The organism is Oceanobacillus sp. FSL K6-0127, from assembly GCF_037983385.1.
GTDB lineage: Bacteria > Bacillota > Bacilli > Bacillales > Amphibacillaceae > Oceanobacillus > Oceanobacillus profundus.
In genome coordinates, this window is the sequence record NZ_CP150287.1 from 745,493 (window position 1) to 768,597 (window position 23,105).

Annotated in this window: 18 protein-coding genes, 4 tRNA genes, 3 rRNA genes and 1 pseudogene; 22 read left to right on the top strand and 4 right to left on the bottom strand. The window is 41.2% G+C overall.

Translation table 11 applies throughout. The features are described from left to right. The first annotated feature begins 220 nt into the window (after positions 1–220). The 5 genes from MHH64_RS03625 (at position 221) to MHH64_RS03645 (ending at position 5,910) form a co-directional block, all read left to right on the top strand. Positions 221–1,639, top strand: coding sequence for a glycoside-pentoside-hexuronide (GPH):cation symporter (locus MHH64_RS03625; protein WP_095313405.1), 1,419 nt, complete (start codon positions 221–223; stop codon positions 1,637–1,639). Positions 1,640–1,906: 267 nt separating this feature from the next. Beyond that, positions 1,907–3,076: a GNAT family N-acetyltransferase gene (locus MHH64_RS03630; protein WP_095313403.1), complete on the top strand. Its 1,170-nt coding sequence runs from the start codon at positions 1,907–1,909 to the stop codon at positions 3,074–3,076. Positions 3,077–3,420: 344 nt separating this feature from the next. Beyond that, positions 3,421–4,095 (top strand): hypothetical protein, encoded by a 675-nt coding sequence (locus tag MHH64_RS03635; protein WP_303449500.1) that lies wholly within the window; start codon positions 3,421–3,423, stop codon positions 4,093–4,095. Further along, positions 4,095–5,318 (top strand): HlyD family efflux transporter periplasmic adaptor subunit, encoded by a 1,224-nt coding sequence (locus MHH64_RS03640; RefSeq protein WP_340002691.1) that lies wholly within the window; start codon positions 4,095–4,097, stop codon positions 5,316–5,318. Before MHH64_RS03635 ends, MHH64_RS03640 begins: the two co-directional genes overlap by 1 nt. 37 nt (positions 5,319–5,355) lie before the next feature. After that, complete coding sequence (locus MHH64_RS03645; protein WP_340002692.1) at positions 5,356–5,910, top strand: hypothetical protein; 555 nt, start codon at positions 5,356–5,358, stop codon at positions 5,908–5,910. 36 nt (positions 5,911–5,946) lie between these two features. On the opposite strand, the gene MHH64_RS03650 is transcribed toward MHH64_RS03645, so the two are convergent. Then, positions 5,947–6,798: a YihY/virulence factor BrkB family protein gene (locus MHH64_RS03650; RefSeq protein ID WP_095313394.1), complete on the bottom strand. Its 852-nt coding sequence runs from the start codon at positions 6,796–6,798 to the stop codon at positions 5,947–5,949. A gap of 142 nt (positions 6,799–6,940) precedes the next feature. Between MHH64_RS03650 and MHH64_RS03655 the strand changes: the two genes are divergently transcribed. Genes MHH64_RS03655 through MHH64_RS03665 form a run of 3 tightly spaced genes read left to right on the top strand, consistent with a single transcriptional unit; the run spans position 6,941 to position 8,087 of the window. Beyond that, positions 6,941–7,423: a DUF948 domain-containing protein gene (locus MHH64_RS03655; protein ID WP_095313392.1), complete on the top strand. Its 483-nt coding sequence runs from the start codon at positions 6,941–6,943 to the stop codon at positions 7,421–7,423. Next, positions 7,420–7,854, top strand: a complete 435-nt coding sequence (locus MHH64_RS03660) for a DUF948 domain-containing protein (RefSeq protein ID WP_095313390.1) — start codon at positions 7,420–7,422, stop codon at positions 7,852–7,854. Before MHH64_RS03655 ends, MHH64_RS03660 begins: the two co-directional genes overlap by 4 nt. A gap of 5 nt (positions 7,855–7,859) precedes the next feature. Continuing rightward, positions 7,860–8,087, top strand: a complete 228-nt coding sequence (locus MHH64_RS03665) for a hypothetical protein (protein ID WP_340002693.1) — start codon at positions 7,860–7,862, stop codon at positions 8,085–8,087. 80 nt (positions 8,088–8,167) lie between these two features. Here the strand turns inward: MHH64_RS03665 and MHH64_RS03670 are convergent, their stop codons facing one another. Beyond that, positions 8,168–8,584, bottom strand: a complete 417-nt coding sequence (locus MHH64_RS03670) for a DUF948 domain-containing protein (RefSeq protein WP_095313386.1) — start codon at positions 8,582–8,584, stop codon at positions 8,168–8,170. 214 nt (positions 8,585–8,798) lie between these two features. Between MHH64_RS03670 and cwlD the strand changes: the two genes are divergently transcribed. Both cwlD and MHH64_RS03680 read left to right on the top strand, forming a co-directional pair. Continuing rightward, positions 8,799–9,521, top strand: coding sequence for an N-acetylmuramoyl-L-alanine amidase CwlD (gene cwlD, locus MHH64_RS03675; protein WP_340002694.1), 723 nt, complete (start codon positions 8,799–8,801; stop codon positions 9,519–9,521). Between the two features lie 393 nt (positions 9,522–9,914). Further along, entirely contained in the window at positions 9,915–10,976 is a 1,062-nt protein-coding gene (locus MHH64_RS03680) for an Mrp/NBP35 family ATP-binding protein (RefSeq protein WP_340002695.1), read from the top strand. A gap of 68 nt (positions 10,977–11,044) precedes the next feature. On the opposite strand, the gene gerD is transcribed toward MHH64_RS03680, so the two are convergent. Then, positions 11,045–11,695: a spore germination lipoprotein GerD gene (gene gerD, locus MHH64_RS03685; RefSeq protein ID WP_118890085.1), complete on the bottom strand. Its 651-nt coding sequence runs from the start codon at positions 11,693–11,695 to the stop codon at positions 11,045–11,047. Positions 11,696–11,874: 179 nt separating this feature from the next. On the opposite strand from gerD, the gene MHH64_RS03690 reads away from it, so the two are divergent. Beyond that, positions 11,875–12,531 (top strand): KinB-signaling pathway activation protein, encoded by a 657-nt coding sequence (locus tag MHH64_RS03690; RefSeq protein WP_340002696.1) that lies wholly within the window; start codon positions 11,875–11,877, stop codon positions 12,529–12,531. Positions 12,532–12,577: 46 nt separating this feature from the next. Here MHH64_RS03690 and pdaB read toward each other — a convergent pair whose 3' ends face one another. Then, positions 12,578–13,336, bottom strand: a complete 759-nt coding sequence (gene pdaB / locus MHH64_RS03695) for a polysaccharide deacetylase family sporulation protein PdaB (RefSeq protein ID WP_251660908.1) — start codon at positions 13,334–13,336, stop codon at positions 12,578–12,580. Between the two features lie 508 nt (positions 13,337–13,844). On the opposite strand from pdaB, the gene MHH64_RS03700 reads away from it, so the two are divergent. From MHH64_RS03700 to MHH64_RS03750, 11 genes and pseudogenes are all read left to right on the top strand, one after another. Further along, entirely contained in the window at positions 13,845–14,066 is a 222-nt protein-coding gene (locus tag MHH64_RS03700) for a hypothetical protein (RefSeq protein WP_095313377.1), read from the top strand. A gap of 430 nt (positions 14,067–14,496) precedes the next feature. Then, positions 14,497–16,058, top strand: a 16S ribosomal RNA gene (locus tag MHH64_RS03705). A gap of 87 nt (positions 16,059–16,145) precedes the next feature. Next, a tRNA-Ile gene (locus tag MHH64_RS03710) sits at positions 16,146–16,222 on the top strand. Positions 16,223–16,244: 22 nt separating this feature from the next. Beyond that, a tRNA-Ala gene (locus MHH64_RS03715) sits at positions 16,245–16,317 on the top strand. Positions 16,318–16,414: 97 nt separating this feature from the next. Continuing rightward, positions 16,415–19,333 (top strand): 23S ribosomal RNA (locus MHH64_RS03720). A 74-nt stretch (positions 19,334–19,407) separates the two neighbouring features. Further along, positions 19,408–19,523: ribosomal RNA gene (gene rrf / locus MHH64_RS03725) — 5S ribosomal RNA — on the top strand. The 16S, 23S and 5S rRNA genes sit together here with 4 tRNA genes alongside, the layout of an rRNA operon. A 38-nt stretch (positions 19,524–19,561) precedes the next feature. Continuing rightward, positions 19,562–19,636: transfer RNA gene (locus tag MHH64_RS03730), tRNA-Asn, on the top strand. Positions 19,637–19,639: 3 nt separating this feature from the next. Next, positions 19,640–19,712, top strand: a tRNA-Thr gene (locus MHH64_RS03735). 63 nt (positions 19,713–19,775) lie between these two features. Then, positions 19,776–19,880: pseudogene (locus MHH64_RS03740) on the top strand (catalase); the annotation flags it as partial. Next, positions 19,880–20,362: a DJ-1/PfpI family protein gene (locus tag MHH64_RS03745; protein WP_303449465.1), complete on the top strand. Its 483-nt coding sequence runs from the start codon at positions 19,880–19,882 to the stop codon at positions 20,360–20,362. The pseudogene MHH64_RS03740 and the gene MHH64_RS03745, both read left to right, overlap by 1 nt. A 527-nt stretch (positions 20,363–20,889) precedes the next feature. Next, the gene (locus MHH64_RS03750) at positions 20,890–22,965 is read left to right on the top strand and encodes a methyl-accepting chemotaxis protein (protein WP_339315624.1); all 2,076 of its coding nucleotides are present in this window, start codon (positions 20,890–20,892) and stop codon (positions 22,963–22,965) included. Positions 22,966–23,105: the final 140 nt, after the last annotated feature.

Sequence of the window (23,105 nt, forward strand, 5' to 3'; positions counted from 1 at the left end):
TCCCGTATGGCTTGCTTAACCAGAACCAAATCATTCTTCCTTTTTAGTTTGTTTATAAAACAAAATAATTATTTACATATAGAACATGTAACTATTCATAGTATTCGGGTATGGAATATTCGCTATTATGAAAGCGGTTTTATGTTGTGGATATGATACTTAGGTAGGTTGAGAAGTTAAAGATAATCTTCAATGAATCAAATTCTTAGGAGGAATTAAAATGAGTCAAGCTGCATTAAAAACACCTGAACAATCACCAAACGAGCTAAAACCATCCGTACGCCCATTTGGGATGAGAGACAAGATAGGTTATTTATTCGGTGATTTTGGAAACGATTTCTCATTTATTCTTGTAAGTACATTCTTAATGGTATACTATACCGATGTCTTCGGTATCAGTGCTGCAGCAGTAGGTACACTTTTCTTAATTGCCCGATTGTGGGATGCGGTTACAGATGTTCTTTGGGGACGTTTTATCGACTCGAGGAAGACAACACCAAAAGGGAAATTTAAGCCTTGGATCTTTCGAATGTCATTCCCGCTCGCGATAACTACGGTGTTACTTTTTGTTCATATTCCTGGTATGGGCGATGGCTTTTATTTAGCTTATGCGTATGTTACCTATATGGCGTGGGCGGCACTATACGGAACGGTAAACATTCCATATGGTTCTATGGCTTCCGTTATGTCTAGCGATTCCACTGATCGTGCATCACTATCTGGATGGAGAACAACGGGTGCGATGGCTGCGAACCTTATAATTAGTGCAGGTGCACCACTCATCGTATTTGTGAATAATGAAGTTTCTCCAAGTCGCTTATTCACGGTGGCTGTCATATTTGCCGTTTTAGCTATTGCATGTTATATGGCTTGTGTAAATTTATCAACAGAACGTATCCAGCAACCAGAGAAAAAAGCTGGTGAAAAACTCAGTTTTGCGACAACGGCTAAAGGTCTTTTGAAAAATAAGCCATTAATTACGCTCTTGATTGCTTCCTTATTATTTATGTTGACCATGATGCTTGTTGGTTCCATTAACGTATTTTTATTCAAAGACTACTTTGAAAATGCAGCCCTTTTAAGTATATTTAGTTTACTTCAAAGTGGTGCCGTATTTCTTGCAATGCCAGCCCTGGCACCGCTCGTAAAGCGTTTTGGTAAAAAAGAGCTTGGTGCAGCTGGGATGTTAATAGCAGGTATTGCTTATTTAATACTATATTTAATTCCAAATATATCTTTACCACTATTTTTCACAATCAATGCTATTGGGCTTTTCGGTTTTGCGTTTTTACAATTAATTATCTGGGCCTTTGTTTCAGATGCAATTGACTATCAGGAGTATTTAACTGGTTCTCGTGAAGATGGTACGGTCTATGCGGTGTATTCCTTCGCACGAAAAGTGGGACAGGCATTTGCAGGAGGACTAGCAGGATTTGCACTTACATTTGTCGGCTATAATAATGCAGCTACCGTGCAAGCACAAGAGGTGAAGGATGGAATTTATACAGTGGCAACACTGACACCAGCTATTACGTACTTTGTAGTATTCCTTATTCTCGTATTCTTCTATCCATTAAATAAAAAACGTACGAAACAACTCGAACTTGATTTAGCGGAGAAGCGAGAAACAATACAGTAAGGCGATTTAATAGTGGTCCTCACTTAGGTGGGGACTTTTGTTTTAGGTTGTTTTTTTAGAATGCAACAGTATAACAATAGGCTAATGCGCAAAAATCTAAATTTAGAAGTAGTTATCCACATAAACCAAGTAAGTTTGAATTTAATTATCCTCCTCTATATACCCGATTACTTTTCAAACATCTCCACCTCCAATTAAATGATTAGCCACCCCTTACATTTTCCTAGTATGATAGAGTAAGACATCGTGTATAAGGAGGATGTACATATGAATCCAATTAAAGAGTTATCTCCAGCTGATTATAACAAGATTTTTGAGTTATCTCAGTTTGCTTTTCAATATAAATTATCAGAAGCCGATTTATTAAAGAAGAAGGAAGAGGCTGATCGACATACCATTTGGGGATGGATGGAGGAAGAGGAGATTGCTGCTAAGCTCCATTTAATACCACTTTCTGTATATATAAATGGTAAGACCTTTGATATTGGTGGTATTAGCTCTGTGGCAACATGGCCAGAATACCGCAGAAATGGAATGGTAAAGGATCTGCTTGCTCATGCCTTAAAATATATGAAGGAAAATGGGCAAACCTTGTCATATTTACATCCATTTTCAGTTCCATTTTATCGGAGATTTGGCTGGGAAGTTGCATTTGATGAAAAACACTACACCATTCCAATGGAAGCATTAAAACAGAAATGGGATACAGCTGGCTGCGTCCGAAGAACTCCCGTGAATATCGAACTTTTTCACACTATTTATACTGATTTCGCCAAGCAATTCAATGGAGCGCTCACTCGTGATGAAAAATGGTGGAAACAGCGTGTTTTAGCGAAGGATACGATGATGGCAGTTTGTTACGATGATAGTAATCAAGCAGAAGGATACATATTCTACAATGTAAAAGATAAACAATTTGAAGTAAAAGAATTTGTATATCTGTCATTAAACGGTTGGAAGCTGCTTCTGAATTTTATTGCTAATCATGACTCCATGGCAAATGAGGTCAAGATGGTGGTTCCTGAAAATGATAAATTACCATTATTGATCGATGAGCCGCGCTTTAAGCAAACAATTGAACCATACTTTATGGCGCGTATTGTTGACGTGCCAGGATTTTTGTCAATCTATCCCTTTGAGGAATTACCAGACGTTTCCATGCAGCTACATGTAGAAGACAGTTTTGTGCCAGAGAATAGTGGGACTTATGAAATAAGTGGAACAGACGGTAATGTAACGATTTCCAATTTGAACACGAATCTAAGTGGAAGTGAAGGAATGCATTGTACGGTCCAACAGCTCACCTCCATGTTGCTCGGTTATAAACGTCCACAAGAGCTAGCAGAATTGGAGCTAATTTACGGAGATAGGCATACGATTGAAAAAATGGAAAAACTTATCCCGATGAAACAGACGTTTTTTGCGGATTATTTCTAAGGATGTAGAAACACTTGTGAAAACCGGTATGTCTACTGATATAGCGGTTTTCATTAATCAGTTACTGTAAATATCCGAAAATAAGACACCTCTCATCCGGTTATAGCGCAAAACGCGAAAATAAGACACCTCCCCGTCCGGTTATAGCGCAAAACGCGAAAATAAGACACCTTCCCGCCCACTACCGCCCGAAACCTAAACTACCGCACCGCATCAGCCCTTCCAGCCACCCAGCATAGGGACTAATGTCCTGTTATGAGTCAGAAAAGACAAAATTCATAGAATTTCTTCAAATTGTAAGTTAAAATAAAGTCATTACGGCAAGAAGAAAAGGAATGGGGTTTATGACATATCGTGTTCATTTATTTAGGCTCCTCTTTTCGATGGAGGACGATTTATTTCGCATAAAAAAAGCAGAACGCATAGAGCAGTTGTGGAAGGTGAACGTTGTCCTTGTTGTTGCTGCAATCGCAATTTATCTATGGATGGCATTCCTTGGATTAGGAACAGAACGTATTTCAGGTATTGCGGTAACACTAAGTGATACGGCTTATGAAACAAGTAAGCTATGGTTCATACTAGGCAGAGCACTCTATGCGATTTTGTTTGCAGCATTTATCTTATTTTTTCCGAGCCTTTTGTTCTACCTGCTCACTGGAATACCATATCAAAAGCTAGTTATTATGCAGCAGGTTGTCTTGGTTGTCATGTTAATGGAACGACTGCTTTGGATTCCACTTGTTATTTTTGTTGGGTTAAACTGGCAGGTGTCACCATTATCATTAGGAATTATCGCCTCTTACATAACGGAAATACCTTGGGTGATTCTCTTTTTTGGAGCCATTACATTATTCCAATTATGGATTATTTGGTTTCAAGTAAAATATATCTCCGCTTTTTCGGAGATGAAACAGTACGTCATCGCTATAAACGTTATTTTATTGCATTTTCTTGGCTGGTGTCTTACAGCACTTATTGCCATGGGTGATTCTTACATATTAGGCGGGTGGTTTGGGTGATGCGTAAGAGACTGATTCTCATGATGATGATTCTTTTCATCGCTGTAAACTTTCTGCTGGTATTCCTGGACGATGAAGGAAAAGTGGAACGGACATCGTATGTGAATGAATGGACGAAGAGTTTTGAAAAAGATATGAGGGAGAAGATTTTTAAGCCTGGTGTGCTTCGCGCTGTTGGGGAAGAGCATGTTTACTTCGACAAACAGCTTGGAAGCTTTCAGGAATTTCTTGTCGAAGAAGGAGAGCAGGTAAATGCCGGTGATGCATTATATACATACCTCGTTCATGATTATTACGAAATGGAAACTAATTTGATGAATCAAGCCGATCAAATTCAGGGAGAGATTTCGGCAATTGAACAAGCGATTTCGCAAATGGAAATGTATCAGATCCCGTCTGATGAGATTGGTTCGCCACATGCCGTCAGCATTACGGAGGAGTTAATTGAAGTCGAGTACCCGCAAACGTCGATTGAAGCTGATTTGCTGAAGGAGCAATTTCTTGTCGAACAAGAGTTGGAGCTGTCACAAAAAAATGCTCAGCTTCAGACGATTAATAATCAATTAGCCGAGCTGCGGACAACAGGGGATACTCTAACAGTAGAAAGTCCTTATGAAGGGACAATTAGTCAGCTGCATGTAAATCTGGATGATCCCGTAATTACGATTCAAAATAATGATGTGCTTGCAGTCGGTGAATTGACAGAGCAAGAGCGGGCCCAGATGGAGGAAGGGCGGGCCGCTGAAGTAGCTGTTCATGAAATAGGTACTCGCTTAGATGGAGTTGTCGAGGAAGTTAGTAAATCACCAAATGAGATCGAAATCGAAAAAGAAAGTATCTATCCTTTCAAGGTTGCTTTTGAAACAGGAGATGATGCAGAGGAATTGCTTCCAGGCTATCACGTAGATATTGCCATTACAATGGATGAGTCACTAGGTGCAACGGTGCTTTTTGAGAAAGCAATTTTTGCGGATGCTGTTTGGAAAATGACGGAAGAAGGAAGAATCGAAAAAGAAAGCATTGAAAGAGGTCTGCATGTAGAAGATATTGTAGAGGTAGCTGATGGAGTAGAGCGGGGGGAATTCGTTGCTGTTAAACAGTCAAACTCTTTTCAGCACGGTGCTCAATTCATTACCCCACTACAAACGAAGCAATTAACAAAAGAATCGTTTGAGGATGCGAAGTGGCTGGAGTCTTTTATAACAGGCTTATTGTCTAGGTAGTAGTATAGAAATGTAAAATCGGAAATGAGGTTACCTTATGAAGATCCATCATTCTTTAATTAAAATAGGGGAAAAATTAGATGAGAAGAATCTAGAATGGGCACTTGGCGGCTCTCTATTATTGAATCACTACCGAATAGCTGATTCACCAAATGATATCGATTTATTGATTGCAGAAAAGGATATCGATCCTATCAGGTATGCGATGAGTCGGGTTGGGAAAGAGAAAACAGCTTCTAGAAAGGATCCATTTCGCACAACCTATTTTTATCAATACGAGGTAGATGGTGTTGGGGTTGATGTAATGGGGAACTTCGCTATCGAACATGATCAAGGGATTTATCAATTGGTCTTTGATGCAAATCACATTGTTGGAAGAAAAAATATTCAAGGCGTTTCGATTCCTTTGGCAGCATTGGAGGATTGGTTTGTTTTATATCAGTTAATTCCAAATAAGCAAGAAAAGGCAAAACGAATCGAGAAATATCTTCAATCAAATCCTGTTACACGTCCTGATTTATTGCATAAAGCAATGGAACAACCTTTGCCTTTTAAGGTGCGAGAAAGTATTAATGCTATTCTCCGTCGGTAAATGAAGGCTTGGAGATATGCTCCAAGCCCATTCGTACTATATATTTGCAGCCTTATGAATTTCTTTATTCTCCCTCGTTGCCTTTTGGTGGTACATCACACTAAGGAGAGCACCAACGAGGAGAATGATAGCCGTTAAGAAAAACCAAATCATTAAGACGATGATTCCTCCAAGACTTCCATATGTGGCAGAGTAGTTTCCGAAATTACCTACGTAGATGGAAAAACCAAATGAGATAACCTGCCACAGAATGCTTGCTCCTATTGCACCAGGGAGTATATGCTTAAATGGGATTCTTTTATTTGGTGCGAATCGATAGAGACACATGAGCAATACAGTAATAATAATGAGACTAATTGCATATCGTAACACTTGCAAGAGCCATGTCATTTCGGCGTTTATGCCAAGCAATGAAATAGTGAACTCTAAAAGAACATCACCGAACACAGGTAGTAAAATAGCGGTAACCACTGCTAAAATTAAGCTTAGAGTTAACCCAAAAGCAATGAGACGAACAACGATAAAGGATCGGGTTTCTTCGACATCATATGCTTCGTTCGATGCTTTAATAAACGCATTAATTCCATTTGACGCAGACCAGAGCGCACCAATAATACCGACGGTTAACAGACCTCCGCGTGGTGTTGCTACGAGACTGACGATGTTTTCTTCAAAGACAGAAACGAGCTCACCAGGGATGATAGAGCCAATAAATTCCATCGCATCATCAGGACTGATTTGAAAATAGGGAATAATAGCGAATGCTACGATTAACAGCGGAAAAATAGCTAAAAGAAAATAGTATGCTAAAGATGCGGCAAGTAACGTAACATTTTGTTCGTTGAATTTCTTCATAAATTCTTGTGAAAATTGTTTAACAGTAGCCATTGGGAATCCTCCAATTCGTTCGTTACTTTCTCTATACCCATGATTTGCTCTTATCAATCTTCTGGATCTGCGCGTAAACGTTTTATTTATTAGGTCGCGTGGTATAATATAGTAGTGTTAAATTAAGGAGGGACCATTACATATGGAAATCTTTTACGTCAGTATTTTGTTCGTTTCGATCGCCTTTGCAATTGTTGCCATTTATCTATCCTTTGTATTAAAACGTGTTGCAAATATGGTGAAAACGCTCGGAACATCGCTAGGAGAACTTGAGAGAGAATTAGAATACATGACCCCACATCTTACGAAAACATTAAATGAATCAAGTAAACTGGTTGATGACATACGGGAAAAGATAAATGCTACGGATAGTGTTTTTGACTCTGCAGAAAATGTCGGAAAATCAGTCATATCATTGAATGAAGTCTATGATGAAAAAAGCAAACAGCTATCAGAGCAAAAATTAGAACAAAAAATGAAGCCTTTTGTCGCAGGAATGACATGGAGTGAGGTTGCCATACAGTTGTTTTCAAAATGGCAAAAGGGAACAAAGGAAAAAAATGAATTGATGGTACAGCATACGGAAGTTGTTCCGGTAAATACAGGAAAAGAGGGATCAAGATGACGTTAGTTGGGATTGGTGTACTACTTATTGGAGTGGCGTTTCTTGTTTTAGCGTTCTTCATTGGACATGCTTTGAATAACCTTGCAGGTGTCCTGGGTGGAATAGATAAGACTGTAAAAGAGCTGCCAAAGCAATTGGATGATGTATTTAAAGAAACAGGTAATATGATTAATGAAAGTAATCAAACGTTAGTAGATGTAAATGACAAACTAAAGCATTTAAGCCCGCTATTTTATGTGATTGGTGATGTCGGAAATGTTACGCGTAAATTCTCTTCTTCACTAGTAGATGTAACCGACTCAATTAAGACGAAAACAGAAGGCGGTAAGGAAGTTGCAGAAAGCAATAAGCTTGGGGGCGTCTATGGCACCTTTGCCTTAGGATACTACTGGCTTAAAAAGCGTCAGGAACTGAAAAAAGCAAAAGGGTGAACAATATGAGAGAAGGCAAAAGGAATTTCGCCATGCTTGCAAGCGCTGTTGCAGGAGTTTCTCTTGGCTGGCTGGCGGTCGATTACTTATCGAAAAGGCAAGAGCAAGGAGAAAATAAGTCGGTTTTTGAGTGCGTGAAAAATTTTGAAAAGAAACTCTATGCGGATGGAGCAATGCGGGCGAATGATATCGAGCGCATTAAGCAAGAAGTAAACGATAAGATTGTTAAATAATCCCTCTAGAGAAATAATAAGAGACGAGTCGTTAAAAAACGACTCGTCTCTTATTTAATTTCAAGTTCTTGTATTTAGAGTTACTTCCTCGCTTTTTGAAAAAGAAAAAAACCAAGCGTTAATGCTCCGTATAGTCCCTCAAGGTTTTTTCTTGTTGCAAAATCATTGGCTTGCTGTGTATTTTGCTTCATATCTTCAACTGCATCCACCATTTTTGATGACAGCTGGTTAGCAGCATGTCCAGCGTCCCCAACGATTTGGAAGATGGGGCTTAAATGTTTAACCTGACTATTTACCTGATGAAGTGTATCAATTCCTGTTCCGATTGCTTCTGTTGTTTGGGAAGTTACATCATCCACTGTTTTTGGAAGCTTATCCGTTGTCTTCTGTAAGCTATTTAAAACACTTGCAAGCTTGTTCAATGGTTTAATAAGGAAAACAACCAATCCAATAAATGCAACTCCTATAATGATTAAACCAATACCAATCCAAATCATACCGTTTTCCCTCCTGTTCATTTGTCTATTTGTAATTAATAGCCTTTTTCAGTCTTCAGTAAACATTTTCTCATCTTTAGCATACCACAAATCGGTAGTCATAAACCCGTAACTTGTCCCATAAATTTAAGAATAGAATAGTTAAAATACGTGTTCAGAAGAAGTGGGATATTTTGGCCGGACTTCTTGAACAATCTCTAGAGGAGCGGGTAAGATGGTGCGTAGGACGAAGGTAATGTATTGGGTGCTTGGGGTATTTGTGTTAGTGTTTTTAATTCAAATTCCAATTACTCAAAGTGATTTTGAAGCGAGTGGTCCATGGTCGCCACCACTTTCCGGAAAAACGATTGTGATTGATCCGGGACATGGTGGTCCAGATGGTGGAGCTGTTGGGTCAGATGAAACAGAGGAAAAGGATATTTCGCTAGCTGTTTCGAAAATGCTGCAAAGCTATCTCCAGCAAAATGGTGCGCTCGTTTATTTGACGAGAGAAGAAGATACGGACCTTGCTGATGAGAGTACGAAAGGGTTAGCAAGAAGAAAAGCTGAGGATATTCGAAACCGACTGGAGTTTATCCATGAAAAAGAACCGGATTTTTTCTTGACTGTTCATTTAAATGCTGTTCCTTCCAGCCGCTGGAAAGGTGCGCAAACTTTCTATTACCCTTCATTTGATGAAAATGGGCATTTAGCAAAAATGATTCAAGAAGAGATTATTCGTAATCTAGAGAATACAAATCGCTCACCATTAGTTATTAATGGGGTCTATTTATTGAAGCACGCAAAGGCGCCCGGGGCACTCGTAGAGATTGGTTTTTTGTCGAACCCGGAGGAGCAGGCGTTATTGACACAAGAGGATTACCAACGGAAAATGGCAGTGAGTATTTATGAAGGGGTTCTGAGATATTTAACAGAGGATATGCAAGAGGAAGAGTGAAACCGTAACCATAGTGCAAATCACTTAGATTTAGCTCGAATTATGTTATACTAACAGTACGTGTTCAAAAGAAGGATAAAAAGGATCGAAGTCGGCTAATTTTGCAACGACCTTTTACGGACGCTGACACTAGCACGTTCTGTGCGTCGGAGTTCGAGGTGCGGAGTTATGAGTAGAGGGCATCCACAGGATGGTGACTTCTGTGTTGTCCACAGGACGTGGATGGTTTTAACAGAAGTTCATTGAATCTTTTAATATGTAAGCAGACGTTTTTGCAGGAAAAGCTAGCATTCGTGCGAAATTCGATATCATTTTTACCGGACTTTTTGAACGACCTATAACAGATGCAGTACTTCATTTGTTAGTACATAAGATAAGGGGTGGTGACTTACGATGATAACGCAAGAAGAAGTAAAAGAACTACTAAATCCTATAAAGGATCCTTTTTTACATAGAACACTGGAAGAAACCGGTGGAATTATCAGTGTAACGATTAAGGAGGACAAGAAGCACGTCAGTGTCAAAATTGGTATCTCGAAAACAAATACCGCTGAACAAATGCAAATGCAGCAGGAAATCGTCGGCATTTTGAAAAGAAGTGGCGCAAACACTGTTGGACTACGATTTGAACAGCTGCCGCATGAGGTTATTCAAAAATATCAACCTGCAGCAGACGAAGCGAAGGAAGCTTCACTAATGGGTGGAAACACCAATACGAAGTTTATTGCAATTGCCAGTGGTAAAGGTGGCGTAGGAAAGTCTACTGTTACGGTTAACCTCGCTGTTTCTCTTATGCGACTTGGTAAAAAGGTCGGTATTATTGATGCTGACATTTACGGTTTCAGTGTTCCTGACATGATGGGTGTAGAAGAACGCCCTGTTGTTCGTGGCAAAAAGATTCTTCCTGTTGAACGATTTGGTGTAAAAGTAATCTCAATGGGCTTCTTTGTAGAAGATAATTCACCGATTATTTGGCGCGGACCAATGCTTGGAAAAATGATTAACAGCTTCTTTTCAGAAGTGGAATGGGGCGATTTGGACTACCTTCTCCTTGATTTACCACCAGGAACAGGAGATATTGCAATGGATGTCCATGAGCTTCTGCCAACGTGTAAAGAAATTATCGTAACAACTCCGCACCCGACAGCGGCATTTGTAGCAGCAAGGGCAGGGCAAATGGCTCTGAAGACGGATCATGAAATTTTAGGTGTTGTCGAAAACATGGCCTATTTTGAAAGCAAGAAAACTGGCGAGATTGAATATGTGTTTGGTGAAGGCGGCGGTAAAAAGCTTGCGGAGGTCCTAAAAACAAAAGTATTAGGACAATTACCAATTCAACAGCCATATGAGGAAGAAGATGTATTTGCTCCTTCCGTGTACCAAGAAGACCATCCGAATGGCAAACAGTTCCATAAAATTGCAGCGAAGGTCATTGCCAAGCTGGAAGATGAATAAAAGAGGGGATTTTTTCCCCTCTTTGTTGTATTTTCCAGACATATGAAGTAGATAAGCAAGTGATGTTGCTAATTGCCGCCGCCACCGCCTCCACTACCGCCGCCAGGTTCTTCTTCTCCGCCGTTGCCTTGACCGCCACCCTGTTGCTGAGAACCGCCTTCACCTTGTTGCTTAGCTTGTTCTTCAGCTGCTTTAAGCAAGATTTCTTGCATTTTTGCTTGAAATAATGGGGTTTCAAGTGTCTGTGTGATGGATTCCTCTAAGTGCGCTTTAAATTGCTGGCTTTTTAAGAGACTTAGCATTTGATTGGTAACTTCAGGATTTTGTAATAATTCCAGCATTTGCTTCTGATATTCTGCATCACTCATTAAGTCTTTCATCAATTTCTTATGCTCTTCTGACATGGACTTGGCATAGCCCTCGACAAACTTCGGGTCTTCGAATAATGTCGACCACATTTCTTTCCCCTTGTCAGATACAAGAGTCTCATTAATTGACTTTTTTACCACATCAGACTGAATGACAAGCTCTTGCTTCAGTTTCTCATCGGACATAATTTCTGCTAACGCCTTTTTTCCATCTTCTGTTTGTAATATATCAACAACCATTTTCTTTGTTGCTTCATAATCTCCCTCTTTTGGGGAGCCACCTTCACCATTACATGCAACTAATAACATGAAGGATATTGCAAGGAGTGTTAAACATACTTTGCGTAACATGTGATATTGTTCCTCCTTCCTATATCCTTAATATGAGTGACAAATTTATAAAATATTCACTTGGGGTGGGAAAAATAAAGCGCTTCATGTTAGAATATGTACGTAAAGGATGTACTATTAGAGTCACTATTATGATCATGAAAGTTGTTCATTGCCACAGATTGTAGGGGGATTTTATATTGAATAGTCGTAACTTGGTAAATTTTTTATGGAAAACATTTATTATTGGGGGAATTGCAGGTCTTGTTGTTAGCTTCTTTGTAAAGCCACAAGATTATGCAACGTATTTAAGTCCGTTTGATTTCATAGAAGTAGTTGGACTCATTTTGTTTTTTGTTGGACTAGGTCTGACATTTAGCGTTGTCAGTATGACTGGTTTTTTTGCCTATCTATTTATTCACCGAATGGGATTGAATATGTTTCGTTCCTTTTGGCCAACTGTTCAAGTACTCGTCATTGCATTTGTTCTATTTGATTTAGTTTACTTCCCATATCGAGCAGCTGATGGAATGGTAGCTATTTATTGGTATATCTTAGGTGCAGCTGGCTTATTAGCATTTGGTTGGGTTGTGGCGAAGAGAAAAGCAAAGGAAACAAACCCTAAGGCGTTTGTACCAGCACTATTTTTTATGGTTGTTATCACAACGGTTGAGTGGGTTCCTGGATTGCAAGTGCAAGGCAGTGATTATGCTTGGTTAATGATTGTTCCATTACTTGCATGTAATACATATCAATTGCTTACCTTGCACCGAATAACGAAAAAAGCAGAGGAGAAACAAACAGAAGGAAAGAAAACGAGCAAGTTAAGTAAAAATGCGAAGGCTAGTAAAGCATAAATAAAGGACCTCTGACTAAAATTCGGTCAGAGGTTTTTGAGCTTTTTTATTCAACTGGATTGGTTTCAGCATGTGCTTGGTTGATTAATTCAGAAATTGTTACAGGTTGGAATCCTTTATTTTTTAACCCAGGCAAAATCGTTTTTAGAGCATCTGCTGTTTGTTTAGCGGCATCAGAAGCATGGAATAAGATAATATCCCCGTTGCTTGTATCTTTCATCACCTTATCAACAATTACAGAAGTTCCTGGGTTTTCCCAATCATTCGGGTTAATGTTCCAATGAATCACATCAAAATCCAAACTTTCTGCCAGCTCCATGACTTCTTCATTGAAATGCCCGCTAGGTGTTCGTAATAGGTTAACATCCTCATATCCAAGCTTGTTGAAAATATCACGAGCATAAAGCAAATCCTTTCTTACTTGTTCAATTTCCTGATCCAGGTAGCTTTTATATCGATAACCCATCATTCCTAACTCATGCTCACCTTCTGAAATTTGTTCCAGTATTTTCGGATGACGTTCTGCCCATTCACCACTGACAAAAAATGTTGCTTGTACATTTTCATTTTTAAGCTGATCCAAAATGTCCAATACTCTTTCTTCGCCCCAACTAATGTTAAATGTTAATGCGATAGCGGGTTCATCTTCGTTTCCCTTTGAAAGAGCAGTTGGTTTCTCATTAGAAAAAACAGAAATAACAGCATCCCTTTGTGTCCATATAAATAATGATGTAAAAAGTGCAAGCGCAATAATAATAATTAGGCTTTTCCGCCGTCTTAAGCCGATAGCATAAAAATGATCCATAATTTCTCCTCCATTTTCTCCATTGACTCTTACTATTATGTTTATGAGCAGTGATGAGAAATATGAACAAGCCTTAGGATTTCTTATGCATTAACGAACTGTACTACAACTCCATTAAGCATAAGAGAGATAAAACGTGAATGTTTGTAAGGGGCTTATGTTCAGTGAAGGAGGAAGTGAACCCCATAACTGAATGTATTTTCACTTTCTAAGAAAATCGATAGTTGAAGAATTTAGCAAAAAAGGGGATGAAAATAGTGGAAATAGGGGAATAGTAAGTTTAACAAAAGATACCGTGCTTGATGATGTTCGAGAAATACCGCCTTGATACGAGTGAAGATAACAACAACCGACAAAATTCACTCTGAGCGACGAATGGTTGTAATGTACCTTTTCTGAAAATAAGTTATGTTTTTGGCAAAGGGATTTAGTGATGAATGGTAGTAATTGAACGATGACACAGCTGTAAAGCTGTCTAGATAGTAGAGAAGGTTATGAGGTGAATGAGATGTTGGGCTTATTGATTAATGAAATGGAACAAAAAGAGATTGAGTATTTATTAAAAAGAGAGCTTGAAGAGTTACTATTAGATATGGGAGACAGTAGAATTGATCATATGGTTAAACGGGCGATGAGAGAAAGATACCGTAACCTTTTTCAATTACTTCGTCGTGTAGCCAGTGAACAGGAATGTGTGAAATACATGCCAAAGCGACAAGAAAATCAGTAATTGTAAAGCTCCTCACATTGAACTCGTCGTTAAGTATGTGAGGAGTATTCAATTATAAGGTTGATGCTGGGTGTAAGTCATGCTGAATAAATATTTATTGTGGCAATAATGTAAACTAAAAATAAAAACTAATCATAATTATTGTTTTTTTGTTTTACCTATTGCTCAACTGTTTTTATTATGCTATATTAAATTCTGTTGTCGCTTAATAAAACAATTTCTGGAAAACAGAAAAAAGTTTTTTGCAAAAACATATTGACAACAATTTGATACCATGTTATATTATATCTCGTCGCTAAAAAACGACATTATAACAAATTGATCTTTGAAAACTGAACAAAACAACCAGTATGTCAAGAAAAAGGAAACTCGTTTTTCTTTTTAAAACAAGTAGAAGTCAGCTTCTACAAAAGCTAAGTATTACAAACTTTTTATGGAGAGTTTGATCTTGGCTCAGGACGAACGCTGGCGGCGTGCCTAATACATGCAAGTCGAGCGCAGGAAATAAACAGAACCCTTCGGGGTAATGTTTATGGAATGAGCGGCGGACGGGTGAGTAACACGTGGGCAACCTGCCTGTAAGATCGGGATAACTCGCGGAAACGTGAGCTAATACCGGATAACACTTTTCATCTCATGGTGAGAAGATAAAAGACGGTTTCGGCTGTCACTTACAGATGGGCCCGCGGCGCATTAGCTAGTTGGTGAGGTAACGGCTCACCAAGGCGACGATGCGTAGCCGACCTGAGAGGGTGATCGGCCACACTGGGACTGAGACACGGCCCAGACTCCTACGGGAGGCAGCAGTAGGGAATCTTCCGCAATGGACGAAAGTCTGACGGAGCAACGCCGCGTGAGTGATGAAGGTTTTCGGATCGTAAAACTCTGTTGTTAGGGAAGAACAAGTTGGGTAGTAACTGACCCAACCTTGACGGTACCTAACCAGAAAGCCACGGCTAACTACGTGCCAGCAGCCGCGGTAATACGTAGGTGGCAAGCGTTGTCCGGAATTATTGGGCGTAAAGCGCTCGCAGGCGGTCTTTTAAGTCTGATGTGAAAGCCCACGGCTTAACCGTGGAGGGTCATTGGAAACTGGAGGACTTGAGTACAGAAGAGGAGAGTGGAATTCCACGTGTAGCGGTGAAATGCGTAGAGATGTGGAGGAACACCAGTGGCGAAGGCGACTCTCTGGTCTGTAACTGACGCTGAGGAGCGAAAGCGTGGGTAGCGAACAGGATTAGATACCCTGGTAGTCCACGCCGTAAACGATGAGTGCTAGGTGTTAGGGGGTTTCCGCCCCTTAGTGCTGAAGTTAACGCATTAAGCACTCCGCCTGGGGAGTACGGCCGCAAGGCTGAAACTCAAAAGAATTGACGGGGGCCCGCACAAGCGGTGGAGCATGTGGTTTAATTCGAAGCAACGCGAAGAACCTTACCAGGTCTTGACATCCTCTGATACCTCTAGAGATAGAGTTTTCCCTTCGGGGACAGAGTGACAGGTGGTGCATGGTTGTCGTCAGCTCGTGTCGTGAGATGTTGGGTTAAGTCCCGCAACGAGCGCAACCCTTGATCTTAGTTGCCAGCATTCAGTTGGGCACTCTAAGGTGACTGCCGGTGACAAACCGGAGGAAGGTGGGGATGACGTCAAATCATCATGCCCCTTATGACCTGGGCTACACACGTGCTACAATGGATGGAACAAAGGGAAGCGAACCCGCGAGGTCAAGCCAATCCCATAAAACCATTCTCAGTTCGGATTGTAGGCTGCAACTCGCCTACATGAAGCCGGAATCGCTAGTAATCGCGGATCAGCATGCCGCGGTGAATACGTTCCCGGGCCTTGTACACACCGCCCGTCACACCACGAGAGTTGGTAACACCCGAAGTCGGTGAGGTAACCTTTTGGAGCCAGCCGCCGAAGGTGGGACTAATGATTGGGGTGAAGTCGTAACAAGGTAGCCGTATCGGAAGGTGCGGCTGGATCACCTCCTTTCTAAGGATTATTACGGAAACATACTTGGTTGTTTGGTTCAGTTTTGAGAGATTAATTTCTTTCATGAACATGATACTTATAATAGATGGGCCTGTAGCTCAGCTGGTTAGAGCGCACGCCTGATAAGCGTGAGGTCGGTGGTTCGAGTCCACTCAGGCCCACCATCTATTTTGAATTTTATATCGTGGGGCCTTAGCTCAGCTGGGAGAGCGCCTGCCTTGCACGCAGGAGGTCAGCGGTTCGATCCCGCTAGGCTCCATTTTTGTACCTTGAAAACTAAATAAGAGTAACAACGACATCAATATTTTTAAATAAAAGCAAGGCTAATAAATTAGTACGCTTATTTACTGTAACTTAGTTAAGTGAATAAGGGCGCACGGTGGATGCCTTGGCACTAGAAGCCGATGAAGGACGGGACTAACACCGATATGCCTCGGGGAGTTGTAAGTAAACTTTGATCCGGGGATTTCCGAATGGGGGAACCCACTGTTCGTAATGGAACAGTACATGCATCTGAATACATAGGGTGCATGAGGTAGACCCGGGGAACTGAAACATCTCAGTACCCGGAGGAAGAGAAAGAAAAATCGATTTCCTGAGTAGCGGCGAGCGAAACGGAAAGAGCCCAAACCAGAAAGCTTGCTTTCTGGGGTTGTAGGACACTCCACTCGGAGTTACCAAGGAATTCTTTAAATGAATCGACCTGGAAAGGTCAGCCACAGAAGGTAACAGCCCTGTAGTTGAAAAAGAATTCCCTCCGGAGTGTATCCTGAGTACGGCGGAACACGTGGAATTCCGTCGGAATCCGGGAGGACCATCTCCCAAGGCTAAATACTCTCTAGTGACCGATAGTGAACCAGTACCGTGAGGGAAAGGTGAAAAGCACCCCGGAAGGGGAGTGAAATAGAACCTGAAACCGTGTGCCTACAAGTAGTCGAAGCCCGTTAATGGGTAACGGCGTACCTTTTGTAGAATGGACCGGCGAGTTACGATCGTATGCAAGGTTAAGTGGAAGACACGGAGCCGCAGCGAAAGCGAGTCTGAATAGGGCGAATGAGTATGCGGTCGTAGACCCGAAACCGTGTGATCTACCCATGTCCAGGGTGAAGGTCAGGTAACACTGACTGGAGGCCCGAACCCACGTATGTTGAAAAATGCGGGGATGAGGTGTGGGTAGGGGTGAAATGCCAATCGAACACGGAGATAGCTGGTTCTCTCCGAAATAGCTTTAGGGCTAGCCTCAAGAAATAGAGTACTGGAGGTAGAGCACTGATTGGACTAGGGGCCCTCACCGGGTTACCGAATTCAGTCAAACTCCGAATGCCAGTTACTTTTACTTGGGAGTCAGACTATGGGTGATAAGGTTCATAGTCGAAAGGGAAACAGCCCAGACCGCCAGCTAAGGTCCCAAAGTATACGTTAAGTGGAAAAGGATGTGGAGTTGCCCAGACAACCAGGATGTTGGCTTAGAAGCAGCCATCATTTAAAGAGTGCGTAATAGCTCACTGGTCGAGTGACTCTGCGCCGAAAATGTACCGGGGCTAAACGTATCACCGAAGCTGCGGATTGTTCTTACGAACAATGGTAGGAGAGCGTTCTAAGTGCTGTGAAGTCAGACCGTGAGGACTGGTGGAGCGCTTAGAAGTGAGAATGCCGGTATGAGTAGCGAAAAAAGAGTGAGAATCTCTTTCACCGAATGCCTAAGGTTTCCTGAGGAAGGCTCGTCCTCTCAGGGTTAGTCGGGACCTAAGCCGAGGCCGAAAGGCGTAGGCGATGGACAACAGGTAGATATTCCTGTACCACCTCATGATTGTTTGAGCGATGGGGGGACGCAGTAGGATAAGGAATGCGCACTGATGGATATGTGCGCCCAAGCAGTGAGAAAGTCAGATAGGCAAATCCGTCTGGCAATTTCAAGCTGTGATGGGGAGGGAAATTTAGTACCGAAGTTCCGGATTTCACACTGCCAAGAAAAGCCTCTAGTTAGATCATAGGTGCCCGTACCGCAAACCGACACAGGTAGGCGAGGAGAGAATCCTAAGGTGAGCGGGAGAACTCTCGTTAAGGAACTCGGCAAAATGACCCCGTAACTTCGGGAGAAGGGGTGCTTCATTTACATGGAGCCGCAGTGAATAGGCCCAAGCGACTGTTTAGCAAAAACACAGGTCTCTGCGAAGCCGAAAGGCGAAGTATAGGGGCTGACACCTGCCCGGTGCTGGAAGGTTAAGGGGAAATGTTAGCCGCAAGGCGAAGCTTTGAACCGAAGCCCCAGTAAACGGCGGCCGTAACTATAACGGTCCTAAGGTAGCGAAATTCCTTGTCGGGTAAGTTCCGACCCGCACGAAAGGTGCAACGACTTGGGCACTGTCTCAACGAGAGACCCGGTGAAATTATACTATGCGTGAAGATGCGCATTACCCGCGACAGGACGGAAAGACCCCGTGGAGCTTTACTGTAGCCTGATATTGAATGTCTGTGCAGCTTGTACAGGATAGGTGGGAGCCTTGGAAACCGGAGCGCTAGCTTCGGTGGAGGCATCCGTGGGATACCACCCTGGCTGTATGGACATTCTAACCCAGGACCGTGATCCGGTTCGGAGACAGTGTCAGGCGGGCAGTTTGACTGGGGCGGTCGCCTCCCAAAAGGTAACGGAGGCGCCCAAAGGTTCCCTCAGAATGGTTGGAAATCATTCGTAGAGTGTAAAGGCACAAGGGAGCTTGACTGCGAGACCTACAAGTCGAGCAGGGACGAAAGTCGGGCTTAGTGATCCGGTGGTTCCGCATGGAAGGGCCATCGCTCAACGGATAAAAGCTACCCCGGGGATAACAGGCTTATCTCCCCCAAGAGTTCACATCGACGGGGAGGTTTGGCACCTCGATGTCGGCTCATCGCATCCTGGGGCTGTAGTCGGTCCCAAGGGTTGGGCTGTTCGCCCATTAAAGCGGTACGCGAGCTGGGTTCAGAACGTCGTGAGACAGTTCGGTCCCTATCCGTCGTGGGCGTTGGAAGTTTGAGAGGAGCTGTCCTTAGTACGAGAGGACCGGGATGGACACACCGCTGGTGTACCAGTTGTTCCGCCAGGAGCATCGCTGGGTAGCTACGTGTGGAAAGGATAAGTGCTGAAAGCATCTAAGCATGAAGCCCCCCTCAAGATGAGACTTCCCATCACTTCGAGTGAGTAAGATCCCTCAGAGACGATGAGGTTGATAGGTTCGGTGTGGAAGCGTGGTGACACGTGGAGCTTACGGATACTAATCGATCGAGGACTTAACTAAATTCTTTATTTGATGTCTTGTTTACTCTTATTTAGTTTTTAAGGTATAAATCAATATTTTACCTTATAAAGTTGTCTGGTAGCAATAGCGAAGAGGCTACACCTGTTCCCATGCCGAACACAGAAGTTAAGCTCTTCAGCGCCGATGGTAGTTGGGGCTTTGCCCCTGCAAGAGTAGGACGCCGCCAGGCTGCTTTTTTCGTATTCTGGATTTTTTACATAAGACTATTCCACAGTAGCTCAGTGGTAGAGCAATCGGCTGTTAACCGATCGGTCGTAGGTTCGAATCCTACCTGTGGAGCCAATTGCTTCCATAGCTCAGCAGGTAGAGCACTTCCATGGTAAGGAAGGGGTCGTCGGTTCAAATCCGGCTGGAAGCTTATATGTAAAACGCTTGTCTCATTCGAGATGAAGCGTTTTTTTTGAATAAAAATTTAACTAGTATCCGTTCTACAGTCGCAGGTTCCCGCGGATCTGGAGATTTAGCACGTGATGTTCGTGGGTTTGCGACAAAATTTTATACAGAAGAAGGGAATTATGACCTGGTATAACGTATACAAAATCTTCACCAGCCCTAAGCCAGGAGAACACCACGAAGAAAACAGATACACGCAAGGTAGCTGTCATTGCAGCAGACGATTACCCAGAAGGTTTGTCTGAAATGATGGATGAATTAAAGGAAGCTGGTATAAACGCCGAGGTTGTAAGTGACCATCAGGGTACCATTAAGGGTAGTGACAATACAGTACTTCCAGTTGCCCACACATTGATGACCGCAGACTCTGTTTTATTCGATGCCGTCCTGTTAGCGAGCGAAAATGGCAAAACGCCATTATTCAGTTTTGAAGCACCTTATTTTGTCAAGGAAGCCCTTCTGCATTACAAACCAATCGGTGCCATAAAAGCAGGAGCATCTATCCTGGAAGACCTGCAAATTTCTGGACAGAGTGGTGTTGTTATTGATGACAGTCAGCAATTTATAGAAGCAGTACGTAAAACTAGATTTTGGAATCGCGACGGTAAAAATTAATATATACTATACGGATGGATAGGAACGTCAACGCCCCAAATATGATATTAAAATCGTATATGGGGCGTTTTATGTCTGCTAGCTGCCTCCCTCATCTTTATCTATCAAATAACGCTTTCCTTCCTACTCTTCATTGTTAATCCATTCAATGAAGAGAAAAAATGCATTACCCTCTAGAAAATAGGACTGCAATAATAGCGAAAATAAATTGACAATATAAAAAACTAGTACTTAAGTACCTAATAAAGTAAACTAATGGTATAATTGGATTAGCTATTCTTTAATGGGAAACTAATGTAATGATACATAAATTAACCATTTAATATGCTGATATGGTAGGAAACAATTGAATATCTAAAAAAACTTTGCTTCTAGTTAGTGAATATTATGTGAGAAGCAGAGTTTCTTTTATGTTGCAAATCAATAAAGGCTTTTGATGTTTAATCTAAATTATGTGAACCACATAAACTATTACCGGATCATATCACAACGAGTAGCATCATCAAAATACAAGAAAGAAGGAATTTATGGTGGCGGCAAAAGAAAAGAAAAAGAAGTCGGTACGATTTAATTGGATTCGCAAAAGTATATCAACAAAAGTAGCTGCAGCACTTTTTATAGCTATATTTATTGTGTTTTCTGCAACAGGATTCTTTATACATATGTATACAAAGGCATTATTAGTTGAAAATGTTGAAACTGACTTATCAACTAAAAGTGATGCAATCGCTGCACAGGTTAATAGCATGTTTAAAGAAGAAGCGACCATTGTGCGGCAAATGGTAACGAATCAAGAGTTTGGCAAGTTCTTAAATACAACTGACTCTCGAGATGAAGCTTTAGAAAATGATTATTATGATGGTGTATTACAGTCGCTTGATGAGATTGTTGAAACAGATGATTCAATCGCAATGGCATGGGTTGCGAGTAATAAATCAAACTTTTTAATTGGAAGCAATAATGTTTTATCAGACCCTAGCTTTGACATAACGAGTAGGCCTTGGTATGAGGCAGCTATAGCGGAAGAGGATGTTTATTTTACCGAACCATACATGGATGAAGTATTTGGAAAAATTATTTTGAGTGCAATGAAGCCAATTAAAGTGAATGGGGATACAGTCGGTATTGTTGCAATTGATATCTTTCTAGACCAGTTACCAGAGCTTATGCAATCTTATAAAATGGGTGAGAGCGGGTATTCTTTCTTAATCTCCAGTGATGGAACGGTTTTATATCATCCAGATGAAACATTAATCCTTGAAGAACAGCTGCAGTCTATGTCTGGTGAACTAGGAAATATAGGTAATAAAATGATTGCAGGTGAAACAGGTCTTCAATTAGCGCAAATAGGTGACAGTTTAGAATATATTGGGTATTCACCAGTTCATACAACCGGCTGGTCCATTGGCACAGCGTTACCAGAAGATGAAGCTTTAAGTGAACTTGGGACGTTTACGATAATGATGGTCTTGTTTTTTAGCATTGCCTGTTTAATTCTTGTTGTAGTAGTGGTTGTTTTATTAAAACGTATGTTAAAAGATCTTCCTCAAATTATGAAAGTGATGAAGGATTTAGAATTAGGTAATTTAAGGGAAACAAATTTGCAAGCTAAATCGGATGATGAAATAGGTCAATTGGTAAGCTCTACAAATACGATGAATGAAACACTACGAGAACTCGTAATGAAAATCAAAAATGTATCCGAGACGGTTACCAGTAAAAGTGAAGAATTAACGCAGTCAGCAAATGATGTGAAGATAGGATCTGAACAAGTGGCGACTACGATGCAGGAATTAGCGTTTGGCTCAGAGTCACAAGCAAATACAACAAGTGACCTTTCTTCCTTAATGGCTACATTCAGATCAGATACCGATCAAGCATATACGAACAGCAATCAGGTATATGAATCTTCTAATCAAGTATTGAGCCATACAAATGAAGGCAGAAACTTAATGGAAAAATCGACAGAACAAATGGAAACAATTGACAGCATTATTTATGATTCTGTACAGAAAGTAGAAAACTTAGATTCACAATCTCAGAAAATCTCTGATTTAGTATCTGTTATTAAAGATATCGCTGATCAAACGAATTTATTAGCTTTAAATGCTGCGATTGAGGCAGCTCGGGCTGGAGAAAGTGGAAAGGGATTTGCAGTTGTTGCCGATGAGGTTAGAAAGCTTGCAGAACAGGTTGGGTCATCGGTAAGTGGCATCACAGATATTGTTGGAAATATTCAAAGCGAAACAAGTCAGGTAACGAAGTCTTTACGAGATGGATATAAAGAAGTTCAACAAGGAACAAGTCAATTAAAAGTAACAAGAGATACGTTCCAAACAATAAGTACTTCAGTCACGCAAATGGTAAATGATATTAAAACAATTTCTGATAAACTATCTACCATTTCTGATACCAGTGACAATATGAATACTTCCATTCAGGAGATTGCAGCAATCTCGGAGGAATCTGCAGCGGGTGTTGAACAAACCTCTGCATCTTCACAGCAGATTAGCAGTTCAATGGAAGAAGTTGCACTAAGTTCAGACGAGCTCGCTAAATTAGCGGAAGAATTAAATGAATTGATACAGCATTTTAGGAGTTAAAAAGATTATAAGATGAGCCCAAATAAATGGCTTTATACGAAAACAACGCTATCTTCCATAGAGTAGCGTTGTTTTTTTGTAATTTTAAAATTGCTATCAATTTGTTGTATAGGTGAATAGCAATTTCCTATATTTGCGGC